Annotated in this window: 22 protein-coding genes; 19 read left to right on the plus strand and 3 right to left on the minus strand. The window is 39.4% G+C overall.

Annotation, left to right across the window (positions count from 1 at the left end; genetic code table 11):
- Positions 1 to 29 precede the first annotated feature (29 nt).
- Both M1381_05810 and M1381_05815 read left to right on the plus strand, forming a co-directional pair.
- On the plus strand, positions 30 to 209 hold the full coding sequence (locus M1381_05810) for a Trm112 family protein (protein ID MCL4478601.1): 180 nt from the start codon (positions 30 to 32) through the stop codon (positions 207 to 209).
- On the plus strand, positions 196 to 1,197 hold the full coding sequence (locus tag M1381_05815; GenBank protein MCL4478602.1) for a glycosyltransferase family 9 protein: 1,002 nt from the start codon (positions 196 to 198) through the stop codon (positions 1,195 to 1,197). The genes M1381_05810 and M1381_05815 overlap by 14 nt, the downstream gene beginning before the upstream one ends.
- Before the next feature lie 34 nt (positions 1,198 to 1,231).
- Here M1381_05815 and M1381_05820 read toward each other — a convergent pair whose 3' ends face one another.
- Entirely contained in the window at positions 1,232 to 2,074 is an 843-nt protein-coding gene (locus tag M1381_05820) for a hypothetical protein (GenBank protein MCL4478603.1), read from the minus strand.
- Between the two features lie 4 nt (positions 2,075 to 2,078).
- Entirely contained in the window at positions 2,079 to 2,594 is a 516-nt protein-coding gene (lptE, locus tag M1381_05825) for an LPS assembly lipoprotein LptE (GenBank protein ID MCL4478604.1), read from the minus strand.
- 77 nt (positions 2,595 to 2,671) lie between these two features.
- Here lptE and M1381_05830 point away from each other — a divergent pair, with 77 nt between their 5' ends.
- The 11 genes from M1381_05830 (at position 2,672) to M1381_05880 (ending at position 17,312) form a co-directional block, all read left to right on the plus strand.
- Positions 2,672 to 4,297, plus strand: a complete 1,626-nt coding sequence (locus tag M1381_05830; protein MCL4478605.1) for an ASKHA domain-containing protein — start codon at positions 2,672 to 2,674, stop codon at positions 4,295 to 4,297.
- Positions 4,298 to 4,360: 63 nt separating this feature from the next.
- On the plus strand, positions 4,361 to 5,422 hold the full coding sequence (locus M1381_05835; GenBank protein MCL4478606.1) for an acylglycerol kinase family protein: 1,062 nt from the start codon (positions 4,361 to 4,363) through the stop codon (positions 5,420 to 5,422).
- Between the two features lie 147 nt (positions 5,423 to 5,569).
- Entirely contained in the window at positions 5,570 to 7,771 is a 2,202-nt protein-coding gene (locus M1381_05840; GenBank protein ID MCL4478607.1) for a glucosyl-3-phosphoglycerate synthase, read from the plus strand.
- Positions 7,772 to 8,032: 261 nt separating this feature from the next.
- On the plus strand, positions 8,033 to 9,259 hold the full coding sequence (locus tag M1381_05845; GenBank protein MCL4478608.1) for a hypothetical protein: 1,227 nt from the start codon (positions 8,033 to 8,035) through the stop codon (positions 9,257 to 9,259).
- 1 nt (position 9,260) lies between these two features.
- Positions 9,261 to 10,064 (plus strand): alpha/beta fold hydrolase, encoded by an 804-nt coding sequence (locus M1381_05850; protein MCL4478609.1) that lies wholly within the window; start codon positions 9,261 to 9,263, stop codon positions 10,062 to 10,064.
- Positions 10,065 to 10,067: 3 nt separating this feature from the next.
- Positions 10,068 to 11,021, plus strand: coding sequence for a hypothetical protein (locus tag M1381_05855; protein MCL4478610.1), 954 nt, complete (start codon positions 10,068 to 10,070; stop codon positions 11,019 to 11,021).
- 30 nt (positions 11,022 to 11,051) lie between these two features.
- A complete protein-coding gene (locus M1381_05860) occupies positions 11,052 to 12,173 on the plus strand; it encodes an AAA family ATPase (protein MCL4478611.1) in 1,122 nt (373 codons plus the stop codon).
- A 4-nt stretch (positions 12,174 to 12,177) separates the two neighbouring features.
- On the plus strand, positions 12,178 to 13,746 hold the full coding sequence (gene murJ, locus M1381_05865; protein ID MCL4478612.1) for a murein biosynthesis integral membrane protein MurJ: 1,569 nt from the start codon (positions 12,178 to 12,180) through the stop codon (positions 13,744 to 13,746).
- Positions 13,747 to 14,061: 315 nt separating this feature from the next.
- Positions 14,062 to 15,396, plus strand: coding sequence for an FAD-binding protein (locus M1381_05870; protein ID MCL4478613.1), 1,335 nt, complete (start codon positions 14,062 to 14,064; stop codon positions 15,394 to 15,396).
- Between the two features lie 3 nt (positions 15,397 to 15,399).
- Positions 15,400 to 15,810 (plus strand): 4Fe-4S dicluster domain-containing protein, encoded by a 411-nt coding sequence (locus M1381_05875; protein ID MCL4478614.1) that lies wholly within the window; start codon positions 15,400 to 15,402, stop codon positions 15,808 to 15,810.
- Positions 15,795 to 17,312 carry an FAD-binding oxidoreductase gene (locus M1381_05880; protein ID MCL4478615.1) on the plus strand — a complete coding sequence of 506 codons (1,518 nt, stop codon included), beginning with the start codon at positions 15,795 to 15,797 and terminating at the stop codon, positions 17,310 to 17,312. Before M1381_05875 ends, M1381_05880 begins: the two co-directional genes overlap by 16 nt.
- Before the next feature lie 57 nt (positions 17,313 to 17,369).
- Here the strand turns inward: M1381_05880 and M1381_05885 are convergent, their stop codons facing one another.
- On the minus strand, positions 17,370 to 17,999 hold the full coding sequence (locus tag M1381_05885; GenBank protein ID MCL4478616.1) for a cysteine hydrolase: 630 nt from the start codon (positions 17,997 to 17,999) through the stop codon (positions 17,370 to 17,372).
- A gap of 118 nt (positions 18,000 to 18,117) precedes the next feature.
- Between M1381_05885 and M1381_05890 the strand changes: the two genes are divergently transcribed.
- From M1381_05890 to M1381_05915, 6 genes are all read left to right on the plus strand, one after another.
- Positions 18,118 to 18,207 (plus strand): hypothetical protein, encoded by a 90-nt coding sequence (locus M1381_05890; GenBank protein ID MCL4478617.1) that lies wholly within the window; start codon positions 18,118 to 18,120, stop codon positions 18,205 to 18,207.
- Between the two features lie 93 nt (positions 18,208 to 18,300).
- Positions 18,301 to 18,750, plus strand: coding sequence for a Zn-ribbon domain-containing OB-fold protein (locus tag M1381_05895; protein MCL4478618.1), 450 nt, complete (start codon positions 18,301 to 18,303; stop codon positions 18,748 to 18,750).
- Between the two features lie 26 nt (positions 18,751 to 18,776).
- Positions 18,777 to 19,931 carry a thiolase family protein gene (locus tag M1381_05900; GenBank protein MCL4478619.1) on the plus strand — a complete coding sequence of 385 codons (1,155 nt, stop codon included), beginning with the start codon at positions 18,777 to 18,779 and terminating at the stop codon, positions 19,929 to 19,931.
- Positions 19,928 to 21,175, plus strand: a complete 1,248-nt coding sequence (locus M1381_05905; protein ID MCL4478620.1) for a hypothetical protein — start codon at positions 19,928 to 19,930, stop codon at positions 21,173 to 21,175. The genes M1381_05900 and M1381_05905 overlap by 4 nt, the downstream gene beginning before the upstream one ends.
- Positions 21,176 to 21,184: 9 nt before the next feature.
- Positions 21,185 to 21,637 carry a Zn-ribbon domain-containing OB-fold protein gene (locus tag M1381_05910; protein MCL4478621.1) on the plus strand — a complete coding sequence of 151 codons (453 nt, stop codon included), beginning with the start codon at positions 21,185 to 21,187 and terminating at the stop codon, positions 21,635 to 21,637.
- Between the two features lie 29 nt (positions 21,638 to 21,666).
- Positions 21,667 to 22,086 carry a hypothetical protein gene (locus tag M1381_05915; GenBank protein ID MCL4478622.1) on the plus strand — a complete coding sequence of 140 codons (420 nt, stop codon included), beginning with the start codon at positions 21,667 to 21,669 and terminating at the stop codon, positions 22,084 to 22,086.
- Positions 22,087 to 22,089: the final 3 nt, after the last annotated feature.

The raw sequence follows: 22,089 nt of genomic DNA on the forward strand, positions 1-22,089 counted from the left end.
ATATATCTCAATATTGAGGAAGGATGATGATGGCTATAAGCAAAGAGCTTCTTGATATACTTGCATGTCCACAGTGCAAGGGTGATCTTGAACTTGAAAAAGATGAAAAGGGCCTTATCTGCCGCAGGTGTAATCTCAAATACACTATTGCGGATGACATACCCGTGATGCTGGTTGATGAGGCAATAAAGCTAAATGAACAAAAATGATGAACCGCATCTCATACTTATTATCCAGACAGCCTTTCTTGGTGATATAGTCTTAACAATTCCATTTTTAAGGGTTTTAAGATCACACTTTAAAAACGCTGAAATTCTTTTGCTCACAACGCCTGTGGGTGAGGAGCTTTTAAATGATCAGGATGTCGCGGATAGAATTATTATCTATGATAAAAATGGAAGAGAGCGCGGTTTAAAATCGTATGCAGCTAAAATAAAAGAAATAAAAGCTTATAACTTTGATACGGTCATATCCCCGCACCGTTCCATGAGATCGGGGACAATCGCATTGTTTTCGGGCGCAAAAAATAGAGTGGGTTATTCTATACCGTCCTTGATACCATTTTATAATGTTAGAGTTAAGAGAGATAAACTTCAGCACGAGGTAGATAGGATATTTGCATTGCTTGAGCCTTTTCACATAAAACCATCATCCGGTGAGAGATACCCTTTAATCAATGTTACAGGCATACAAAGGTCTTCTAATACAATAGGTATTGCACCAGGCTCTGTATGGCATACAAAAAGATGGCTGGGAAAGGGTTACGCAGATGTGATAAAGCAGCTTCATAAAAATGATTTTAACATCGTGTTGATTGGCAGTAAAGAAGATAAACCGGTATCTGACAGAATAAGATCACTTGTAGACGCAGAGATCACAGATTTAACAGGTAAAACCGATATTCATGATCTTATTAAAACCATCGCAGGATTAACATTACTTATAACAAATGACAATGGTGCAATGCAGGTTGCACAAGCCGTTAATACCCCCATTATTGCTATATTCGGGCCGACCATACCTGAACAGGGTTTTGCGCCTATGAGGCCTAATACGGTTATTGTTCAGGCGGGCAAACTTTACTGCAGGCCGTGCTCTCCTCATGGACCAAATGAATGTCCTGAAGGACATTTTCTCTGTATGAACTCTATAAAACCGGAGCATGTAATGAATGCCGTGCATGCACTTCTTGTTTAATCCGAAGAGTAGAGAAAAAGATCAACTAATATTTCTAATGCAGCAGCTCTATTACAAGCCTGTCAAGTATTAGATTATTGCTTATTTTCCCTTCCCTGAGTGCAAGACTATATTTGTAGATTAGATTAAGACCTTTTACAAACCTCTCTTCATAAGAGTTCTGGAGTAGCTGTCTGAATTTCCATGCGATTGCACCTATTACCATGATAGGCTCACTGCCCGTATCTTTTATTTTTTTTAAATCCCTTAATGCCGATTTCTCATCCATCTTTATTATATCATCAACAAACTTGAACGTGTCAGCCTTATCGATATTGAAAGTCAACTCACTTACGGTATTTTCATCTATGAATCCGTCTTTCCCTGCATACGTAGCAAGTTTTGTTAATTCATTCTCCACTATCCCCCATGTAGATATTTCAAGAATGCTAACAAGCATGTCTATTGCCTCTTTTGTTATCTTTATCTGATGTTGTTTTATATGATTTTGTATTAAACCGTATGTTGTTAGATTGATCTGTACATGCCTTTTAATATGTTTTGAAGATAGTAATTCCTGAAATTGCTTTTCTTTTAACACATCGGACTCTTCAGAACTCATGATAAGGCACAAGTTGGTAATATTAGAGTTTGAAAACCTGTTCAGTACATCTACCGTATTAGACCGGAGTGATTCAAAATCGTTTATGATAACCACTTTTTTTTGTGAAAAGAGTGACGATGTGAACAATGCATTATCTATCTGTCCCGTATTCGCTTCATTACCGTCGAAAACTTCTACAGAATCATTATCTTTTGTATACTCTTTTTTTAACTTCCTGATAAGGTCTGTATTGTAAGAGCTATCTTTACTTATTATGATATGTATATCCGGCATATTTTTAAAAATTACTATGCATGGCATCAAATGCCCTATGCGTCATTGAGACTGCGAGAGATTGCACGGCATTATGTTCAAGCTCTTTTGTTATCAGCGGATCATTTACAGGATTAAAATCAATACTCTCTGTAAAACCGTTCATCTCCCATAGCGTTTTATCGGTCATTTTTTGAACGAGTTTTATGTTAACTACAACCGTCAGCTGATAAACACTTGCGGTGCCTGTACTTGAGAAAAAAATAGGGACAGAGTTGTAAGATGTTATAGTACCTTCTACAATGGCTTCTGCATTCTGTTTTGAAACAAGTTCTGAGTCTGATGAATCTGCTATGGTTTTTCTCATGGCTTCAGTAAAATAGTCCTCTATCTCAACCTCGTTGGTAATATTTGTAAATATGGGCACGTACAGCTTTGAAACCACTTTTGGGATAACTCCAACGCCTCTTCCGAAATGGTATCCGCACTCTGCTATGTGCGGTATTATCATTAGTATCAATATATATTTTAAATACTTCATATAAGTATAATTAACATTAATATATATTTTCTCAAGATGTTTTAACAATGATCGGGAATAGAAGTCTTAATCTGTGATTGACATCTATTGGTGATAGTTTTATCGTTAGAAATGCACATACGGATAAAATAGTCATGTTCATAAAATCAAGAATACTGTTAAATGACAAGGAATACAACCTCTGCACAAATAATCCATGCAGTCTTCTTGAGGTAATAGAGCAGTCAGGGACCATAACCGATGCACCCTGTGCAGGCATGGGAAAATGCGGTAAATGCAAGGTTATGGTCTATGGAAATCTTCAACCCGATGATCTCGAAACGGAGCTTCTTACAGAGAGTGAGATAAAATCCGGCATCAGGCTTGCATGCAGGAAAAGGATTATCCCTGACGGGATTACTATAAAAATAAAGACCGGAGAAAAACCGTCTTTAAGAACGATCTATAGCATTACGCCGTCCGATATTGCCGTTGCAATTGATCTTGGCACAACAACAATACTCATTAGTCTCGTAAACCTTTTGGACAATAACCTAATTGCCGTACATAGTGTGCCGAACCCTCAGAGAATTTATGGGGCTGATGTTATATCAAGAATAAAGTCGGGACTTGACGGATCTACTCTTTTAAAAATGAAGTATGTAACGGTAAACACGATTGCAAATGGGATTGAAAAGCTTATAAAAGATATCGGTATAGACAGGGACAGAATAAGATCAATTTATATAGCGGGTAATACAACAATGGAACATATCATCGCTGGAATGGATCTATCAGGGCTTGCAAAGGCACCTTATAAACCTGCATTTATAAATATGCTTGTGTTGACCGAACTAAAGACGAAGCTGGATATCAAAATCGACGATATATACCTTTTCCCTCTTATTGCCGGTTTTGTCGGGGGTGATACAATAGCTTCCATACTTGCAACGGACATGGACATTTCAGAAGAACCTGTTGCCCTGATTGATATCGGCACAAATGCAGAGATAGTTGTTGGTAACAGGGATAATATATATGTCAGTTCTTCGCCTGCGGGTCCTGCATTTGAAGGCGGCCAGATAAAGCATGGAATGAGGGCGCAGGATGGAGCAATACAGAATATAGTTATAAATGATGACTCAATCAGCCTCGATGTAAAAGGTAATACCGAGCCGGAAGGTATATCCGGATCAGGCCTTATTAGAATCATATCCGAACTTACAAAGTCTAAAATCATAACGGAGTCCGGTGAGCTTCTCGACCCAGGGCATATTGCAAACAACCTTGCTATCAGATCAGTTCACAAAAATGGAGAGCAGGCTTTTATGCTTTATAGATCGCTCAATAATGAGGTTTATCTTTATCAATCGGATATACGGGCATTGCAGCTTGCAAAATCAGGGATAGCTGCTGGTTTAAAAACGCTTATAACCAGATCCGGCATAAAACCGTCAAAACTCTTTCTTGCAGGTGCATTCGGTAATTACCTAAACCCCGAGGATCTGGTTCTTATAGGTATGCTACCGTTATCCCTCGCATCGAAAACATACTTTATAGGTGATAGCGTAATTTCAGGACTCAAGAGGTTCATTTTAAACGAGCCCGAGGTTGATATTGAAAAACTTTTATCAAAAATAAAGCATATCGAACTTGCACAGGAGCCTTCATTTAACAAAGAATTTATATCAATGCTTGAATTGAAACCGACAAATTATATTTAACCGTATAAAATAATTCCTTGAATTTTTAAAAGTAATATTTTAGCCTTAAAAAGTGGAGGATTTATGGAATTGAGATGCTGTATTTTTAACAATATGAATTCGGGTAAAAACAGAAAATATAGATACAATAAAGATAAGTTTCTGCAGTTTGTTCCAGATGATTTCAGGATTATTGATGCGTATTCACTTAATGAGCTTAACGAGGCAGTGCATGTAATAAAAGATGAGGGGATAAACATGCTTATGGTGAATGGTGGTGACGGGACATTGCAACAGCTTTTAACTGCACTTATTAATGCGATGCCGGCTGATTCATTGCCGATCATACTGCCGTTAAGAGGCGGGACATCGAATACGGTCCAGGGTGCTATCGGGGTAAGGAAGAATCCGATTGATACCGTGAAGATTCTATTAAAACATCTTGAACTCTATGATAAAGGTGAAGAAAGTATATCATCACTTTCTGTAAAACCGTTAAAACTAACGGATTCTAAATACGGAATAAAGTATGGATTTACTTTTACTAATGGACTTGTTTACAGGGTGCAGAAATTATACACAGAGCAGGAAAATCCTACATTCACCACTGTTATCAATCTTATAACAAGTACAATAGGCGGTTATGCAATAGGGCACACCGGAACGAAAAAATATTATAGCAAGATCAATGCAGAACTTTATATCGACGGTAATAGATACCCGGAGCAAAGGTATCTTCTCATGTTTGCCGCCGTATTCCAGAGGCTTTTATTATGGTTTAAGCCTTTTTACCAGCCCGAAAAAAAGGGCATTAATAATTTTTACTTTATTGCAAGCGCTGTTGACCCGTGGATTGCTATAAAAAATCTTCGTGCGTTTACAACAGGGAAAGAGATACCCCCTCATACATTCAATGGAGTACCGTCTAATGTAAGAATAAATGCAGAATGCGGATATGCACTAGATGGAGAGCTTGTAAATGACGAATATACAGATATTATATTGGAGGAAGGTCCGTTGCTCAAGTTTTTTGTTGTTCCTGAAACAATAAGAACATCTTATGGCATAACATATAAGGCATACATAAATCCCGAGCATGTAAATAAATACGATAAAGATAATCAGATTACGTTCTCATTGTTTTAACCTGGAAAAGCGGTTGATCCTGACGATGCATTTAAAAATAATGAGGTTTATGCGGTGAGCAGTATTGAGCAAATATGTATGGTAAGGCTGTATAAAACTACCTCTTATTTTATAGACAAAATAACTGAATGAGCATAAGATAATTATATGTCCAAGTATCAGCCCACTCAGTGGTTTGAAACGCATACATTCCATAGTCAGGATTTTTCCAATCTTCAATCCCTTTTGCTATTAAAACAGAAAAGGGGGCTCAAGATCAGCCTTTGTTTACCCGCGCTTAATGAAGAAGCAACCATAGGTAATGTTATTTCTGTATTAAAGAGTGCACTTTACGATGATATCAGATTGATAGATGAAATTGTTGTAATTGACAGCTCGTCAAGTGACGGGACAAGGGATATTGCAAAAGGACTCGGTGCAAAGGTTTATATGCATAGGGACATTATGCCGTTACTCGGTACGTACAGCGGGAAGGGTGAGGCACTATTCAAAAGCTTATACGTACTCGAAGGTGACATTGTTGTCTGGATAGATGCGGATATCAAAAACATGGATCCAAGGTTTGTTTATGGTTTGATAGGTCCGATACTGAGGAATAAGCATATCCTGTTCACGAAGGGTTTTTATATAAGGCCAATACAATCAGGGATTGAGCTTAAATCTGTAGGAGGTGGAAGGGTTACTGAGTTACTCGCCAGGCCGTTACTGAATGCCTTCTATCCGGAGCTTGCCGGCTTTATACAGCCGCTTGCAGGTGAGTATGCCGGGTTTAAACACGTATTTGAACAGATCCCTTTCCCAACAGGATACGGGGTTGAAATAGGCATGCTTATATCGTTGTTGAATCTTGTTGGTATGGATGCAATGGCTCAGGTTGATCTTGAGATGCGTATACACAGAAATCAGAGATTGACAGACCTAAGCAAGATGTCTTTTGGTATATTGCAAACATTTATGAGAAGACTTCAGGAAGATAAAAAGGTGGAATTTTATGAGAAGTTTAATACAGAATACTTTCAATCTCTGTTATCATCCGGTGTAAGCAAAATCAATAAAATAGTACTTGAGGAACATGAACGTGCATCTATTGCATCATTAAAAACGGGTGCCGTTGAAAAGATATCAAACCAGCAAATGGTTTCTGTAGATAAAGGAGATTTTGATATTGTTATAGGAATACCAAGCTTTAACAATGTAGATACCATTCCACACGTGCTTGAGGCTGTTACAGTCGGAGTTGGGAAGTATTTCCCTGCAAACCGCTGTATTATAGTAAATTCTGACGGCGGCTCCACGGATGGAACCCCAGATTTGGTAAAAACATTTAAAGATAGGAATCCGAACGTTGTCTACACTACGCACCCATTATTCCCGGTCCACAAACTATCCATCCCATACACGGGTATTCCAGGTAAAGGCAGTGCCGTAAAACTTATTCTTGAAAAAGCCCATGAATACAGGGCAAAGGCATGTATGCTTGTAGATGCCGACCTCCGCAGCATATCCCCGGAATGGGTAGAAAACCTGCTTGGTCCTGTTATATATAATCAATACGACTTTGTAGCACCATACTATTCAAGATACAAATACGACGGGACTATAACAAACATGATTGTTTATCCTCTTACAACTGCACTGTACGGTACATCACTCCGTCAACCTATAGGCGGAGATTTCTGTATATCTCAAAACCTTTATAAAGTGTATCTGGATCAACCGGTCTGGAACACAGACATTGCAAGGTTTGGTATAGACATATGGTTATCCACGCTTGCCATTGCAGGTGGATACAGGGTATGCCAGTCTTATCTTGGAACCAAGATACACAAAGCTAAAGACCCGGCACTGGATCTCGTAAATATGTTTATACAGGTAATAGGTACGGCGTTTGCACTTATGGAAACATATAATAACGTGTGGTCGGCGGCAAAAGATGTCAGTACTATACCATTGTACGGTTTTGTATACGAAACGGTTCCGGAACCTATAAATGTGGATGTTGAAAGAATGCAGAGGCAGTTTGACGGAGAACTTCCTGAAATCGATAATATACTCGGCTTGATATTATCAAAAACTCTGTACAAAGAGGTCATGTCATTGATACATAAAAAAGAGTTTCCTGATGACCTGTGGGTAGAAGTCGTATACGAATTTGCCTATGCTTTTCATGTAAAAAGGATGGACAGAGCATCTATCCTTAAGGCAATGGTTCCTCTTTATCTCGGGAAGGTTGCATCTTTTGTATACAAAACCCTCTATTCGTCTACAAAACAGGCTGAAGATTCTGTAGAAGAAATCGTGAAAAGCTTTATAAAACATAAAGCATATTTAAAAGAATTGTGGAAATAATTTTCACGCAGCATTCTTTTTTCACAAGTATATTTCCGGGTTAGCCAAAAAACATAATATGTTATTTGTGCAGCCATCTATAATGTTTGTGGGTTATAAGAGGCAAAGATGCTTGTTCATTTGAGGTGTATGAAGTATAGAATTAATTAATGCAAACATAACCCTGAGCCGCCGCATTCATCCAAATTGGACAGACGGGATTTCAATCTTTTGCTGAAATGTTTTGTGTTTTAATATAAGAGTTAATCAGAAGAGGATAAGATGTTTGGTGAATTTCTTGTAAAGCAAAAGGTTATTACGGTAGAGCAGCTAACAGAAGCGTTAAATTATCAGGTGATATATGGAGGCAGGCTTGGTACAAATCTTGTAGAATCAGGGTTTATGAAAGAAGAAGAACTCGTCAGGGAGCTTGCCAAATATCACCATGTCAGTGCTGTGTCATTTGATTCACTCCTGAATATTGCATCGAGTGTTATAAAGCTAATCCCGAAAAATGTTGCTAAAAAAATCAAAGTGATCCCATTCAATGTCAGATACAAGGAAAAGATATTGGATGTTATTACCATGGACCCAGCCAGACTTGATATCTTTGACGAGCTTTCCTTCAATATAGGATTGAATGTAAATCCGTACATAATAAATGAGGTTAAGTTTCTCTATCTCCTTGAAAAATACTATGGGGTAAAAAGAGATATAAGATACATCACACTTTCAAGGACGGATAGAGAAGAGCTGAACTCAAATAGGTTGCAGCAACAAACTCAAGAAGAGATCTCAGGGACAAAGAAAAAAGAAACGGATACCGGTAAAACAATAATTGAACAGACCGAAGAGCATGTCGAAGACAATGCCTATAGAGAGTTAAGACCATTATCAGGGAAAGAAGAGTTTACAACGGAGGCAGATTTCGAGAAAATGTTTAAAATGGAAACATCGCGGTTCGAGCAGCCCTTGATAGAGCTTTCTCATGAAATGGAGTTAGAAATAATGGAAATCAGAAAACCGCAGAATCTTACTGAAGCCTTGGATATGCTGTCAAAAGCGGATTCAAGGAATGATATCGCTGGTGTTGTCCTTGGTTATGCACTTACTATCTTCAAAAGGATTGCCCTGTTTATAATATATAAGGGCACGGCGATTGGATGGGAAGGGGCCGGTGAGGGAGTTGAACGATTTAATATAAAACAGCTTGTGATACCGCTTGAACAACCTTCTGCTTTTAAATTTGTAAACGATACAGGTTCATACTTTCTCGGTCCTGTTCAGAATACAGAATTAAACAATGACTTCTTTTTATTGCTTGGAGATAAACCCCCAAAAACTGTTGTGATCATGCCTGTTCATTTTAAAGGCAGGTTGGTACAGATGATTTACGGAGACAATGGTAGCAATCAATACGCTTCTCCTGACATAGGTGAACTATTAATTGTATTGCAAAAGGTTCCGAAGACGATAGAAAACATGGTATTGAGAAAAAGGAGGATATAGAATGATACTGCTTCATATCTTAGTATGGCTTTTTGTATTTTTGTTTTTTTTCGTAGGCATACAGTTCATAATAGCGGTTTATGATAATCTTAACTTTCAAGATCACCATGTCGATAGAGGTATCGATATTCTGACTGAATTTATCAAAGAGGTGTTTATAACATGGTTTGTATTTGTCGCTTACGTCATAGGCTTTTTTAATTATGATTCCCTTTTGTTGCGAAGAACGTCAAAGCATAAAACCCCTATTATCCTTGTACACGGTTATACAATGAACAGGGCTTGTTTTTTATTGATTCATATCAGACTTTTTATGGACGGGTTCAGGGTTTTTACTGTAAACCTTTATCCGCCTTTTAAACGGATAGAATCCCTATCAGAGCTGTTAGCGGACAAAGTAGATGAAATAGCAGAAAAAACGGGTGAAAGGGAGGTTTATATAATAGGGCATAGTATGGGTGGATTAGTAGCAAGGTATTACAGCTCATCTCCCCGCGGCATGAGCAGGGTTAAGAAAATTATAACCATTGCTACACCACATAATGGAACAAGGACAGCTGCGCTTGGTATAGGCATGAATGCTAACGAGATGAAACCTGGCGCTGCATTTTTGGAGACATTACAAACCAGACATCATGCTCCGCTATATGCGATATGGTCTATATTCGATAATATGGTTGTCCCGCCGCAGACCGGATATTTAAAAGATTATCCGAACTCTTCAGTACAGTTTAAAGGGCATATCACGATGCTTTATTCTTCTGCTGTTTACAAACTGATATTTAATGAGATCAAGGAGCTTTAAGATATGATATCCGATCTGCAGCACAAAAGGATTATTTTTGTTACCGGTAAGGGCGGGGTTGGTAAAAGCACTATTGTATCTTCTATGGGTATTATGTTTAACCGGATGGCTCGTAAGCCGCTTATTGTTGAGTTTTCTCCTGACAAAAGTATTGAACATATCTTTAACATAAAGGCGGACACATACAGAGAGGTAGAGATAGAAAAAAATCTTTTATATTTCCGCATATCATCTGCAGAAGCCTTACGGGAGTACATGAAGAGGCAACTGATCATAGATGCATTATCAAGGTTTGTTATGAACACAAAGTTTTACAGATATTTTTCTGATACGGCCCCTGGTCTTAAAGAGCTTGTTCTTGTTGGCAAGCTTTATGATCTTGAGAGAAAGAGGGATGACAGCGGTGATTACCTGTATGACCCTATTATAGTGGATGCACCCCAGCTTGGTAAGTTTATTCCATTTATAAAAACACCGGATACCGTAATAAGGATGTTCAGAATAGGTCCTGTTAAAAAAGAGGCTGAAAAGGTGAATAGCCTTGTTTCTTCAGACAAGTGTGCTGTCATTATAGTAACAACCCCGGATAAAATGTCTATAAGCGAAGCACTTGAGGCAAAACAAGCTATTAAACAGCTATCGCATACTGAACTAAAAATGGTTATCATAAATCGCACACTCTCATTGATGGTACAAAATATGGATATAAATTATTACAAACAAAGGCTTGATGATATTATAGATAATAAGGCTGACAAAGTCTCTATATCAAACGCACTTGAAAAACTTTTGAAAAGTATAAGCATAGAGTATGCTAATATAAAAGAATTGAAAGAGGATCTGCATGATATAGCTACAGTTAGCCTTCCTTTAACAGATACGGATTCGGGTAAGCTTAAGATTGCAGAATCACTTTTTGATTATCTTAGCATGGATAATGCGTTTGAAAAAAAATAAGAACTACATTGTGAGTAAAAGAGGTGATGATTGAAACAGCAAACGGATGTGATAGTTTGTGTCGGAACAGGCGGAGTTGGTAAAACAACAGTATCATCGGCAGTAGGCGTGCGTGCTGCCATAAAAGGCAAAAGAGCCCTTGTTATGACAATAGATCCGGCAAAAAGGCTTGCACAATCAATGGGTATGAAAGAACTTAAAAACACGCCGACCGATATAACGGATATCATTAGAAGATCGGGTACAGGCAAGATAAGCGGCAGGATCGATGCAATGATGCTTGAGACAAAGGCAACATTCAATAATCTTATAAAGAGATATGCCAGATCTGCGGATAAGGCAAATACGATACTGAATAACCCATATTATCAATATGTTTCAGGTGAGCTTGCCGGTTCTGAGGATTATATGGCTATGGAAAAGCTTTACGAAATAGAAAATGAGTATGACTATGACCTGATAGTGGTTGATACACCTCCAGCACGGCATGCGATAAACTTTCTTACAGCACCAAACAGGCTTATACAGCTAATAAGTTCAGGGGTTTTAAAATGGCTTATAAAGCCGTCTACTCTTTTGAGTTCTTTTGGATTGAATATGCTTAACAAGGCACCTGAAAAAATGATAAAGATATTGAACAACTATGTAGGGCTTGAGATTGTTCAGGAGCTCACGGATTTTTTTACAGAGTTTGAGGATCTTTATGACGGTTTCAAATCCCGTGCAAAGGATGTAAAGACTTTGCTTTCATCCAAAAAAGTGAATTTTTATATGGTTACAATACCAACCCTGGATGCAATTGATGAATCCGTTTATTTTTACAGTATAATGAAAGATTTCGATATAAATTTTCATGGCTTTATAATAAACAAAGTTCATCCCTATTTCTACTATGATGATACTGTGAGGACTAATACAGAACAGCTTAAAAACAAGCTTAACATTGATGATCAGCTAAGGCTCTTACTTGAAGGAACACTTAACATGGAAAAAAGGGCTATGGAGGATGAAAGGCTGATACAATACTTAAAAACAAAGATAAAATCGAGTAAACTTTTATATCTGCCTTTGTATCTGATACTTGATAAAGATTTAACAGATCCGATGATATTAGTGGAATTTTCAAAGGACTTAGACAGGATTGTACAATAACCCAATGAGCAGTAAATCGGACATAGTTAAAGGTGCCGGAGTAGTAGGTATTACAACCCTGATAAGTAGAATACTCGGACTTATAAGGGATATTACATTCGCATATTTTTTTGGTGCTTACACATCCGCGGATGCCTATTTTGTTGCGTTCAGGATACCAAACCTTTTGCGCAGGCTCGTTGCAGAAGGTGCAATGAGCAGCTCATTTATACCTGTATTTACATCGTATCACGCAAGATATGGGGCTCAAGAATCTAAAAAGATCTCAGATATAACATTTACATACCTTCTGATTACGCTTGTTGTCATATCAATGCTCGGCATAGTGTTTTCTAAAGAGCTCATTTATTTGTTTGCTCCGGGTTTTGAGTTAAATCCAGTAAAGTTTAAATTAACTGTGATGTTAAACAGGATCATGTTTCCATTCATACTCTTTATCAGTATAGCTGCCTTGAGCATGGGTATTTTGAACTCGTTAAAACGCTTTTTTATACCGGCATTATCTCCTATAATCCTTAACGTTGTTTTAATAACATTCATTCTCGTTGCAACTCATTGGAAACATCCAATAGAGATTGTAGCTATAGGTGTAGTTGTTGGCGCCATTATCCAACTGATCCCGCAGTTCATCCTCCTTCACAAGAAAGGGTTCCTCTTTTCTTTGAATTTTGATTATACGCATCCTGCTTTAAAGGAGTCTTTGTTCCTTTTTCTTCCGATGGCATTTGGTGCTGCTGTTTATCAGTTGAATGTATTTGTAAGTAATGTGCTTGCCTCGTTTCTCAAAACAGGCAGTATATCCTATCTGTATTATGCATCACGGCTATTCGAATTTCCTCAGGGTATATTTGCCGTTTCTATAGCTATAGCAGTACTTCCTACCATAGCAAGGGATAATGTGACGGAAGGGATAGTAAAGCTAAAGGATTCGTTATCTTTTTCTCTCAGACTTTTATCGTTTATTACGATCCCTGCAACTATAGGGCTGGTTATACTGTCGAAGCCGATAATAATGGTACTTTTCCATAGAGGTTCTTTTACAGTACAGGATACAATGGCAACGGCTTCTGCACTTATGTTTTATGCGTTTGGTTTGTGGTCTGTTGCATTCTCAAGAGTTATAACCCAATCTTTCTATGCCATGAAAGATGCCAAAACCCCTGTTTTGATTGCCCTCTTTACCATGATAATAAATCTGCTTTTGAGCGTATGGCTTATGAATAGCATGGCATACAATGGTCTGGCATTGGCAACTAGCATATCTTCATATTTTAATGTTTTTTATCTTTTTTATGCTTTAAGAAAAAAAATCGGCAGGCTGGGGCTTACAGGGCTGTTATCGACATTCATGAAAAACATATTTGCAGCTTCTTTGATGGCGATTATTTTATTTGCCGGATTTAAAGGAATCATACTTATGCACGTACATTATGGCACTCTAAGATTAGCATTGATGCTGCTGCTTGCTATAACTATAGGAATAGGTATTTATATAATAGTATCATACATGTTAAAGGTGAGAGAACTTAGTGAGGCTGTTAATTTTTTTAAAAAGAGGCTTATTAAAGGCTGATCTGTTTGATCATTACTCTCTCATATTTATCCAGAATCGATTGATTCTCTCAAAATGGCACAAAAGATTTACAAATCTAAAAATACACATATTTACAAATACAGTGCTCCTTCATGTATGTGCAAACTCTAGAAGATATCGGGGCCGGGGCTGCATTCTTGACAATTGTGCAATGTGTATACGCGACCTTATTTTCTTCTCTTGTAATCAATTACTGAAAATGGGAATACTGTGTCGCTAATCAGTTTGTGGTATGAAACATTTTTATTCCATATCGCTGGACAATAAATAAAATATGGTATAATGCTGAAAGATATGGACTATGATATTGTTGTTATTGGTAGCGGTATCTCAGGAGTAATGGCCGGCATTAATGCCGCAAAAACAAAGAAGGTTGCGATTATAAGAAAAGGTTACGGTGCAACAGCCCTTTCTTCAGGCGCATTTGATATCGCAGGTGCGATCAGTAAAAGGGGAAGGCCGTTTAAGAACTCGATGAATCTGCCTTCCGAGATAGAAGGTATTTTAAACAATAAGCCGCACCACCCTTATTCACTCATTGCAAAAGAGTTTCTCCCCGATCCTTTCAATGGCTTTATGACACTCATAAAAAACGTCATAATGGAGTTATGCAGTATGCTGAATGAAAATGGTGTTGAGTACAACGGCTCATGGGACAACAATATGGTTTTGCCTGTGCAGCATGGCACATTCAAGATCACATCATTCAGCCAATCATCAATGTCATCGGGCAATCTTATTAAATTAATGGGCAGGAAAATACTGTTTATCGGTTTTGAATCAACGTCCATACATAGCAAGATAAGGTTTGAGTTTTTAAAGGATACACTTTCAAGGTATGGTCTGTTATCATTTAAAGATATCAATTATATTAATATTGATTTAAAAGCTCTCGGCATAATGTGGGACGGGCATGATTTTATCGCGCTTGCAAGAGAGATGGATAATTTGGATAATGCAAAAAAGGTAATATCGGATATGCGGGGAAAAGTCTCTCCAACAGGATTTGATTATATCTTTGTTCCGCCAATAATGGGTATTGAGAACCATAAACAGATACTAAAGCTGTTTCGTGATGCGTTTGGTGATACGATATCGGAGTTTCTCTCGGTTCTGCCGTCAGCACCAGGACTAAGACTTCAGTATGCGCTTGATAAACTCTTAAAACGATTCGGAATCACTCTTTTAGAGGGTGATGCCTTTTTTAATGGAACAGGTGATACGGTAAAACGGTTAGACTTACTCTTAAAAGATGGAACGAAAACCTCAGTATCGGCAAATAGTTTTGTGCTTTCAACAGGTAAATTTGTAACTCAGGGTATAAAAAAGACTTCCATGTGGGAAGAGAGTATTTTTGGATTGCCTGTTTTTATAGATGCCATGCGTGTAACAGAGCCTTTCCCGTTAAAGTATCTTACCGATGATCCCTACGACGAACAGATACTGTTCTCAATGGGCGTAAAGGTTGATGATGATTTCAGACCTATTGACGAGTATGAAAAGATTATATACAAGAATCTTTTTGCTTCAGGAGCCGTACTATCAGGATATAATTATATATATGATAGAACGGGTATGGGGACCGCTATTATTACCGGGGCAAAAGCAGGCTTATTATCAACAGGTTGAGACATGGGTAAAAAGGATATTTTAGCAAAATTAAACCTCGTGTATAGATTTATAATACACCTAATAAAAAAGCCATTTGTACTAATCTACGGCGCTAAAGGATATGAAAGGTTCACAAAGCAGTACAGCGGGCTTAATCCTGTTAGTAAAGAGCTTAGAGCCCTTTATCCGTCATTACAATGGTGCATAGGCTGCGGTATATGTGTGGGCGAATGCAATGCGGTAAAACATGCGGTGCCCCCTGCATATCTATACACAACATACTCAAGAATGCTTCCGGAGCTCATCTATTCAGCCGCACTTGTTGATTCATGTAAAACATGCGATACGTGTCTTGTTCATTGCCCGACAGGTGTACAGATGAAACAGGTCATCATGTTATACAAGGATATGAATGCATGGATGAACGTATAAAACACGTTTTAAAAGAGATATTTACCGGCAGGGCGTACAGCGAAGATGTTTCTGCGCTCATCACATATTCAAGGGACTTAAACCCTATAGGTACGATATTCACACAGCAAGGGAAGATTCTGCCGAAACCGGATGCAATTGTCTGGCCGGAAACGCTTGAGCAAATTCAGAAGCTTGTTCTTTTTGCAAACGAATACAGAGTGCCTTTGATTCCTTATGGCAGCGGTTCCGGCGTATGCGGCGGAGCAAACCCGGTTGGCGGAGGAATCATTGTAGATATGAAAAAGATGAACAGGATTAGAAGGCTTGATGCGTATTCACTTACGGCGGAGGTTGAGAGCGGCATTATCGGTGAATTGTTTGAAAGGGAGCTTAATGCGAAAGGTTACACACTGGGTCATTTCCCGTCTTCAATATGGTGTTCCACCGTTGGAGGGTGGCTTGCAGCAAGATCAGCGGGCCAGCTCTCATCAAGGTATGGGAAGATGGAAGATATGGTACTCGGGATAGAGGCTGTTATGCCTGACGGCGATGTCCTTAAAACAAAAGTAACGCCGCGTTCCGCAACTGGCCCGGATTTCAAACAGCTGATGGTGGGCTCGGAAGGCACGCTCGGCATCATAACGTCTGCAACACTTAGGATAAACCCGTATCCCGAATCAAGAAGGTTCAACGGCGTAATGTTCCATACTGTAAAGGACGCACTCTCAGCGATCAGGGAGCTCATGCAGACAGGGATAAAGCCAGCTGCCGTAAGACTCTATGATGAGATAGATACATTTATGATAGGCTCGGGAAAGGGCAGCAAAAAACTGCTATCGACAGAGCAGGAAGGCGAGCATACAGAGGATTTCAAAAAGGTCCTCATGAAAAAGGCGGAACGTATGGTGCTTACTATACCATCCGTTGCCAACAGCGTAATAAAGCTGCTCCCTTCAAACAACCTTCTTATACTTACATTTGAAGGTAAGCCTGAGGTAACAGAGGTTGAACAAAGGATAGCGTTTAACATTATGACAGCCCATGGCGGTACGGATATGGGGGAAGAACCCGGCAAATACTGGTGGGAACACAGATATGATGTTTCGTTTAACCTCTCACCGATATACAGTATAAAGGCATTTGCAGATACAATAGAGGTTGCTACAACATGGGACAAGCTGTTGAATCTGTATGATCGTATGAAAGAGGCAATCGGCAGGCACGCACTTGTTATGGCTCATTTCTCACATGTCTATCAGGAAGGCGGTTCTATCTACTTTACCTTCGCAACGTCAACTTATGATGAGGCTAAAAAGGAGCTCATCTACAGGGAAACATGGAAGGATGCGATGGATACTGCCATAGACGTTGGTGCGACAATAAGCCACCACCACGGCATAGGCATGCTAAAGGCACAGTGGATGGACAAGGAACATGGTAAGGCAATGGGAATCTACAGGGTTTTAAAGAAGGTTGTTGATCCAAACAACATCATGAACCCTGGTAAGATGGGATTGTAGTTAAAAAAAAAAGGATTTGCTTTTAATCGAGAAAACCGCTTTCTGGGCAATACATGACTATTCCCACGTTTTAAGGATCTCAAAGGAATTGCTTACAATGGTTACTCTCTTCATGCTTTTGAGTGCTGCTTCATGCATTTCTTTATCGGATGATGAAACACAGTCTTCAACCACGATAGGATAAAAACCCCTGTTCGCGGCATCTCTTGCACTTGAGTCAATCCCAAACTCTGTTGCTATTCCTGTAAACAGTAGTGTTGTTATCCCCTTATTTCTCATCATATGCTCAAAATGCGTGCCTATAAAAATACTCGCTGTATGTTTATTTATAACAATGTCGTTGCTGTCGGGTTTTATACTGTCCAGTATCCCGGCTTCAGGAGAACCAGGCTTCATAAACTGCGGCAGCTTCTCAGGATCATCTATATTATACCTACGCATAGACGTGTATAATCTCCATGACGATTCGTATTCTTTAGGCAGCGGTGTAATCTTTGTATACACAACCGGTATGTTCTTATGCTTTGCCCTGTCTACCAGAATCTTGATTTTCTTTGTAAAATCTTCTTTATTAAAAACAGATCCAACCAATGCGTTTTGAACATCCCATATAACGATTGCAGTATGTTCCGGGTTTACTATCTCTTTCAGATTCTCGTATATAACTATCTTGCCGAAGTTTTTCATAACAGCCTCCTTTTATTTGCGATAAAACACTTCAGTGGCAATATCATTAGTATAATAATGTATCTTTGGTCAAGTTGTGTCATTATTTATGTGTACTATAATAACGCCGTTTGGCGGAATGAAACAATCAGGCTTTGGTAAAGAGGGAGGAAAGGAAGCGATGTATTCTTTTATGAACATAAAAAATGTATATGTTGATTTGAATTAAAGACTTGTGTGGATTTTTGATTATATAATCAAAATACTTGCTTTTCATTTTGATCTTTTGTAATACAAGTTTAATAATGAGAAAGGAGGAGGTATGGCAGGAGAAACAGTAAAGGCGTTGGTGCCGATTACGTTTATTTATAAGAACAGGGTAGGTCAGGCATTGGAAGCATATCTTAACGGTTTAAAAGAGAAAAAGATATTGGGTATTAAATGTCCGGATTGTAAAAAAGTTTATGTGCCGCCGCGTACCGTGTGTGGAATCTGTCATAAGAAGCTTGACCGGTTCGTAGAGATGGAGCAGCAAGGGATACTCGAGAACTTTACCATTGCCTATGTAAATATAGATAATGGGGAGATCAGGGATTCACAGCAGCCTTATATAATAGGTATGATCAGGCTCAATAGCGCAGACAGCCTGCTTTCTGCTGTTGTAAAAGTGACGTTTATTGATAAGCTGATGCCGGGTATAAAGCTAAGGGCTGTATGGAAAGAAACGACTCAGGGGGATTACAATGATCTTGCATATTTTGAACCCGTGTAACAGTGATTTAAAAAAAGGAGGCAAGTATGAGTAAAAGGGTTGCGATAGTCGGTTATAAGCAGACAAAACATACTTTTGATAGTCCTGTTAGCAGAGAAAGGATGGTTTATGAACTCGTAAAATCGCTGTACAGCGATATGGGCATAACAAAGGATGATATGGATACATTCATCATTGCCAGTAATGATTTTACGGACGGCAGAACGATTTCAGAGGTATACATAGTTCCGAGAATAGGGGCGTATATGAAAGACGAGTCAAAGGTCGAATCGGATGGTCTCAATGCCGCATTATACGCTTATATGAGAATACTTTCAGGGCTTTATGATACGGCACTTGTTATAGGATTCAGCATGTCCGGCTCTGAATTCAGAGTACCTTTAATCCACTCTTATGTGATGGACCCTGTCTATGAAAGGCCAAGGGGGCTGATCAATTTTTATTCAATAGCAGCACTTCAGGCTAATGCGTACATGCAAAAATATGGTTTTACAGAAGACAACCTCGCAAAGCTGACAGTCAAGAACCTTAAGAATGCAAACAATAACCCTTATGCTGCAAGAAAAGAGGCAAAGCCAACTATGGAAGGAGTGCTAAATTCTAAACTGCTCTATTCCCCAATAAGGCAGGCACATGTTTCTGCATATGCAGATGGCGCGTGTGCTGTTATCTTAACCTCTGAGAAGTCTGCAAAAAAATTCACCGACAAACCGATATGGATAACGGGTGTAGGATACTACATGGATAACTATTACATTGGTGAAAGGAATCTGATAAAGATGGACAGCCTTAGGGCCGCTGGGCAGAAGGCGTACAAGATGGCAGGCATAAAGAATCCAAAAAAAGAGATCGACCTGGCTGAACTCCACACGAACTTTGCATCGGAAGAGCCTATATTTGCAGAAGCGCTCGGTCTATTTAAAGAAGGCAGCGGTAAGGATGTTGTAAAGAATGGAGAGAGCAAGATTGATGGCGCGCTCCCTGTAAATCCCTCGGGCGGGCCTCTCGGTGCTAATCCAATCAATGCAACAGGACTTATAAGGCTTGCTGATGCATGTGCACAGCTTAATGAAGAGGCTGGAAAGAATCAGGTAAAAGGCGCTAAAACTGCACTGGTTCATGGTCAGGATGGGCCCGGTGCACAACAGAATGCCGTTTTTGTAGTAAGGAGGGAAAAATGAGAAGAAACGTTGCAATTATAAGTATTGGCTACAATGGGAGATTCGTAAGCAAAAGGCCGGATGTAAGTATACCGGAATTAGTAGAGCCGGCGGTTACCAATGCACTGAGTAAGACAAAACTCAAGCCGGATAATATTGGTGCTTATGTTGTCGGCAACATGCATACATTTGAAGGGGTAAACATGCCGCACCTCTGGATGGGCGAGCATTTTGGCGGAACAATGAAGCCTGTTATGAGGATAGCAACAGGCGGAACAACCGGTGCCTCTGTTTTTCAGGCAGCTTATTACCATGTTGCATCCGGTATGTATGACGTTGTTATGGCAATAGGATGGGAAAAACAGGACGAAGGTGATTCTCAGGTAGGACTCATGGGCATAGTCCTGCCAGAGGCGTTCGCGTTGTTTAATTTCGGTCCTGATATGAGCAACGAACGCGGCATGGGCGGCCTTGGCGGCGGAGGCTCTACCGGCGGTGCATCTTATCAGGCCATGTCATACCTTTCAAAATCGCACGGTGGTATAGAGCATATTGACAGGATTGCAGCACTGATGAGATCTAATGCAGCAAAAAATCCTTATGCACATCTGCAGCAGCCAGGATGTACTGAAGCTGATATAGCAAAAACGCCGATCATTACTTATCCATTAAGATTTGGACACACATGCCCAACCTCATGCGGTGCAGTGGCAATGATCCTGGTATCTGAGAGCAAGGCAAAGAAATTTGGATTAACGGACAGGGTAGCATGGGTAAAGGGGCTTGGTTCCGGTACATCTGATGCGACGACAGGCAATTTAGTGGAAGGGCAGATCACCGATCCTGCGGAGCAGGCCATGTGTAAAATAACTGCAAAGAAGGTGTATGATATGGCGGGCATAACCAATCCCAGGAAAGAGATCCAGGTAGCAGAGGTTTATTCCGGCTTTTCACATCAGGACCTTATGTGGCCTGAAAGGCTTGGTATTGTGGATGAGGGCAAATCCCCCGAGATGCTTGATAAAGGCGCATTCACAATAGACGGCGAGATGCCGATTAATCCTTCGGGCGGTGTGACGAGTACAAATGCAATAGGTGCTTCTGCAATGGTAAGGGTTGCCGAGGCAGCCTTACAGGTCATGGGGATTGCCGAAGGCGGGCATCAGGTACCCGGGAAAATTGAGAATGCGGTTGCGCATGGCTGGGGCGGCCTTTTCCAGTTTGTTAATGTAACGGTGGTTGGAAGAACCCCTGTAAAATCATAAGGAGGTATTATGGCGAAAGAAACAAGAACAATAGAATGTCCATGGGACTTAACAACATATAAATGGAAGATTGAGGCTGATGCACTTAATCTTTTTGTAAAGGGATTAAAGGATAGAAAGATACTCGGCAGAAAATGCCATAAGTGCGGTACGGTCTACGTTCCGGGCACATCGTACTGCAGAAAGTGTCTCATAGATATTGATGAGGTTGTTGAAGTGAAGCCGGAGGGTACGCTTGATGCGTTTACCGTTACCATCTCTGATATCCATGGAAACCCTGTTGAAAAGCCCTTTATAACGTGTACCGTAAGGCTTGAAGGCTCGGATTCACTTATTATGGGAACACTTGAAGGCTGGAAAGATTGGCGAGAAGTAAAAGAGGGCATGAAGGTTAAGGCTGTATTGAAAGATGTTACACAGGGTGCGCTCAGCGATTTATCGCATTTTGAGCTAATAAATTAAAACGTATTAAAAACAAAAAGGAGGGGTATATGAGAAAATTATTGTTAGCAACAATTATCAGCATAATTGTTGTATCTCTGAGTTCCAAGATAAGTCGTGCAGATAATTCAAACTCAATCATGGAAAAGCTTGCAATTACTTCACCGGGATTGCTTGAAAGTATTCTTCAAAATGGACAGATGGTTTATATTGATAATGTAAAGTCTGGGGAACCTCAATATGTAACGGGTATAGTATTGTTTAATGCTCCTATAGAAACTGTGTTTAGTACAATCACGAATTACGATCAGTATGCCGATCACATTCCTCAAACTACAGACGTAAAGATTTTACAGAAGAATGGCAATACATGGACTGTAAGTTACAAAATAGAATTTAAGTTTTCCATAATTTCAGAGCGTGCAGACTATACATTAAAACAGGTCCTTAACCCTCCTTTTTGTTTTTAATAC

This window comes from Deltaproteobacteria bacterium (assembly GCA_023382265.1).
Classification (GTDB): Bacteria; JAMCPX01; JAMCPX01; order JAMCPX01; family JAMCPX01; genus JAMCPX01.

Coding starts and splice junctions, on each gene's coding strand:
- M1381_05915 (MCL4478622.1), top strand. CDS start 21,667: ATGAGAAAATTATTGTTAGCAACAATTATCAGCATAATTGTTGTATCT.
- M1381_05900 (MCL4478619.1), top strand. CDS start 18,777: ATGAGTAAAAGGGTTGCGATAGTCGGTTATAAGCAGACAAAACATACT.
- M1381_05890 (MCL4478617.1), top strand. CDS start 18,118: ATGAAACAATCAGGCTTTGGTAAAGAGGGAGGAAAGGAAGCGATGTAT.
- M1381_05870 (MCL4478613.1), top strand. CDS start 14,062: ATGGACTATGATATTGTTGTTATTGGTAGCGGTATCTCAGGAGTAATG.
- lptE (MCL4478604.1), bottom strand. CDS start 2,594: ATGAAGTATTTAAAATATATATTGATACTAATGATAATACCGCACATA.
- M1381_05815 (MCL4478602.1), top strand. CDS start 196: ATGAACAAAAATGATGAACCGCATCTCATACTTATTATCCAGACAGCC.
- M1381_05875 (MCL4478614.1), top strand. CDS start 15,400: ATGGGTAAAAAGGATATTTTAGCAAAATTAAACCTCGTGTATAGATTT.
- M1381_05905 (MCL4478620.1), top strand. CDS start 19,928: ATGAGAAGAAACGTTGCAATTATAAGTATTGGCTACAATGGGAGATTC.
- M1381_05885 (MCL4478616.1), bottom strand. CDS start 17,999: ATGAAAAACTTCGGCAAGATAGTTATATACGAGAATCTGAAAGAGATA.
- M1381_05845 (MCL4478608.1), top strand. CDS start 8,033: ATGTTTGGTGAATTTCTTGTAAAGCAAAAGGTTATTACGGTAGAGCAG.
- murJ (MCL4478612.1), top strand. CDS start 12,178: ATGAGCAGTAAATCGGACATAGTTAAAGGTGCCGGAGTAGTAGGTATT.
- M1381_05835 (MCL4478606.1), top strand. CDS start 4,361: ATGGAATTGAGATGCTGTATTTTTAACAATATGAATTCGGGTAAAAAC.
- M1381_05895 (MCL4478618.1), top strand. CDS start 18,301: ATGGCAGGAGAAACAGTAAAGGCGTTGGTGCCGATTACGTTTATTTAT.
- M1381_05810 (MCL4478601.1), top strand. CDS start 30: ATGGCTATAAGCAAAGAGCTTCTTGATATACTTGCATGTCCACAGTGC.
- M1381_05910 (MCL4478621.1), top strand. CDS start 21,185: ATGGCGAAAGAAACAAGAACAATAGAATGTCCATGGGACTTAACAACA.
- M1381_05850 (MCL4478609.1), top strand. CDS start 9,261: ATGATACTGCTTCATATCTTAGTATGGCTTTTTGTATTTTTGTTTTTT.
- M1381_05855 (MCL4478610.1), top strand. CDS start 10,068: ATGATATCCGATCTGCAGCACAAAAGGATTATTTTTGTTACCGGTAAG.
- M1381_05840 (MCL4478607.1), top strand. CDS start 5,570: ATGTCCAAGTATCAGCCCACTCAGTGGTTTGAAACGCATACATTCCAT.
- M1381_05820 (MCL4478603.1), bottom strand. CDS start 2,074: ATGCCGGATATACATATCATAATAAGTAAAGATAGCTCTTACAATACA.
- M1381_05880 (MCL4478615.1), top strand. CDS start 15,795: ATGGATGAACGTATAAAACACGTTTTAAAAGAGATATTTACCGGCAGG.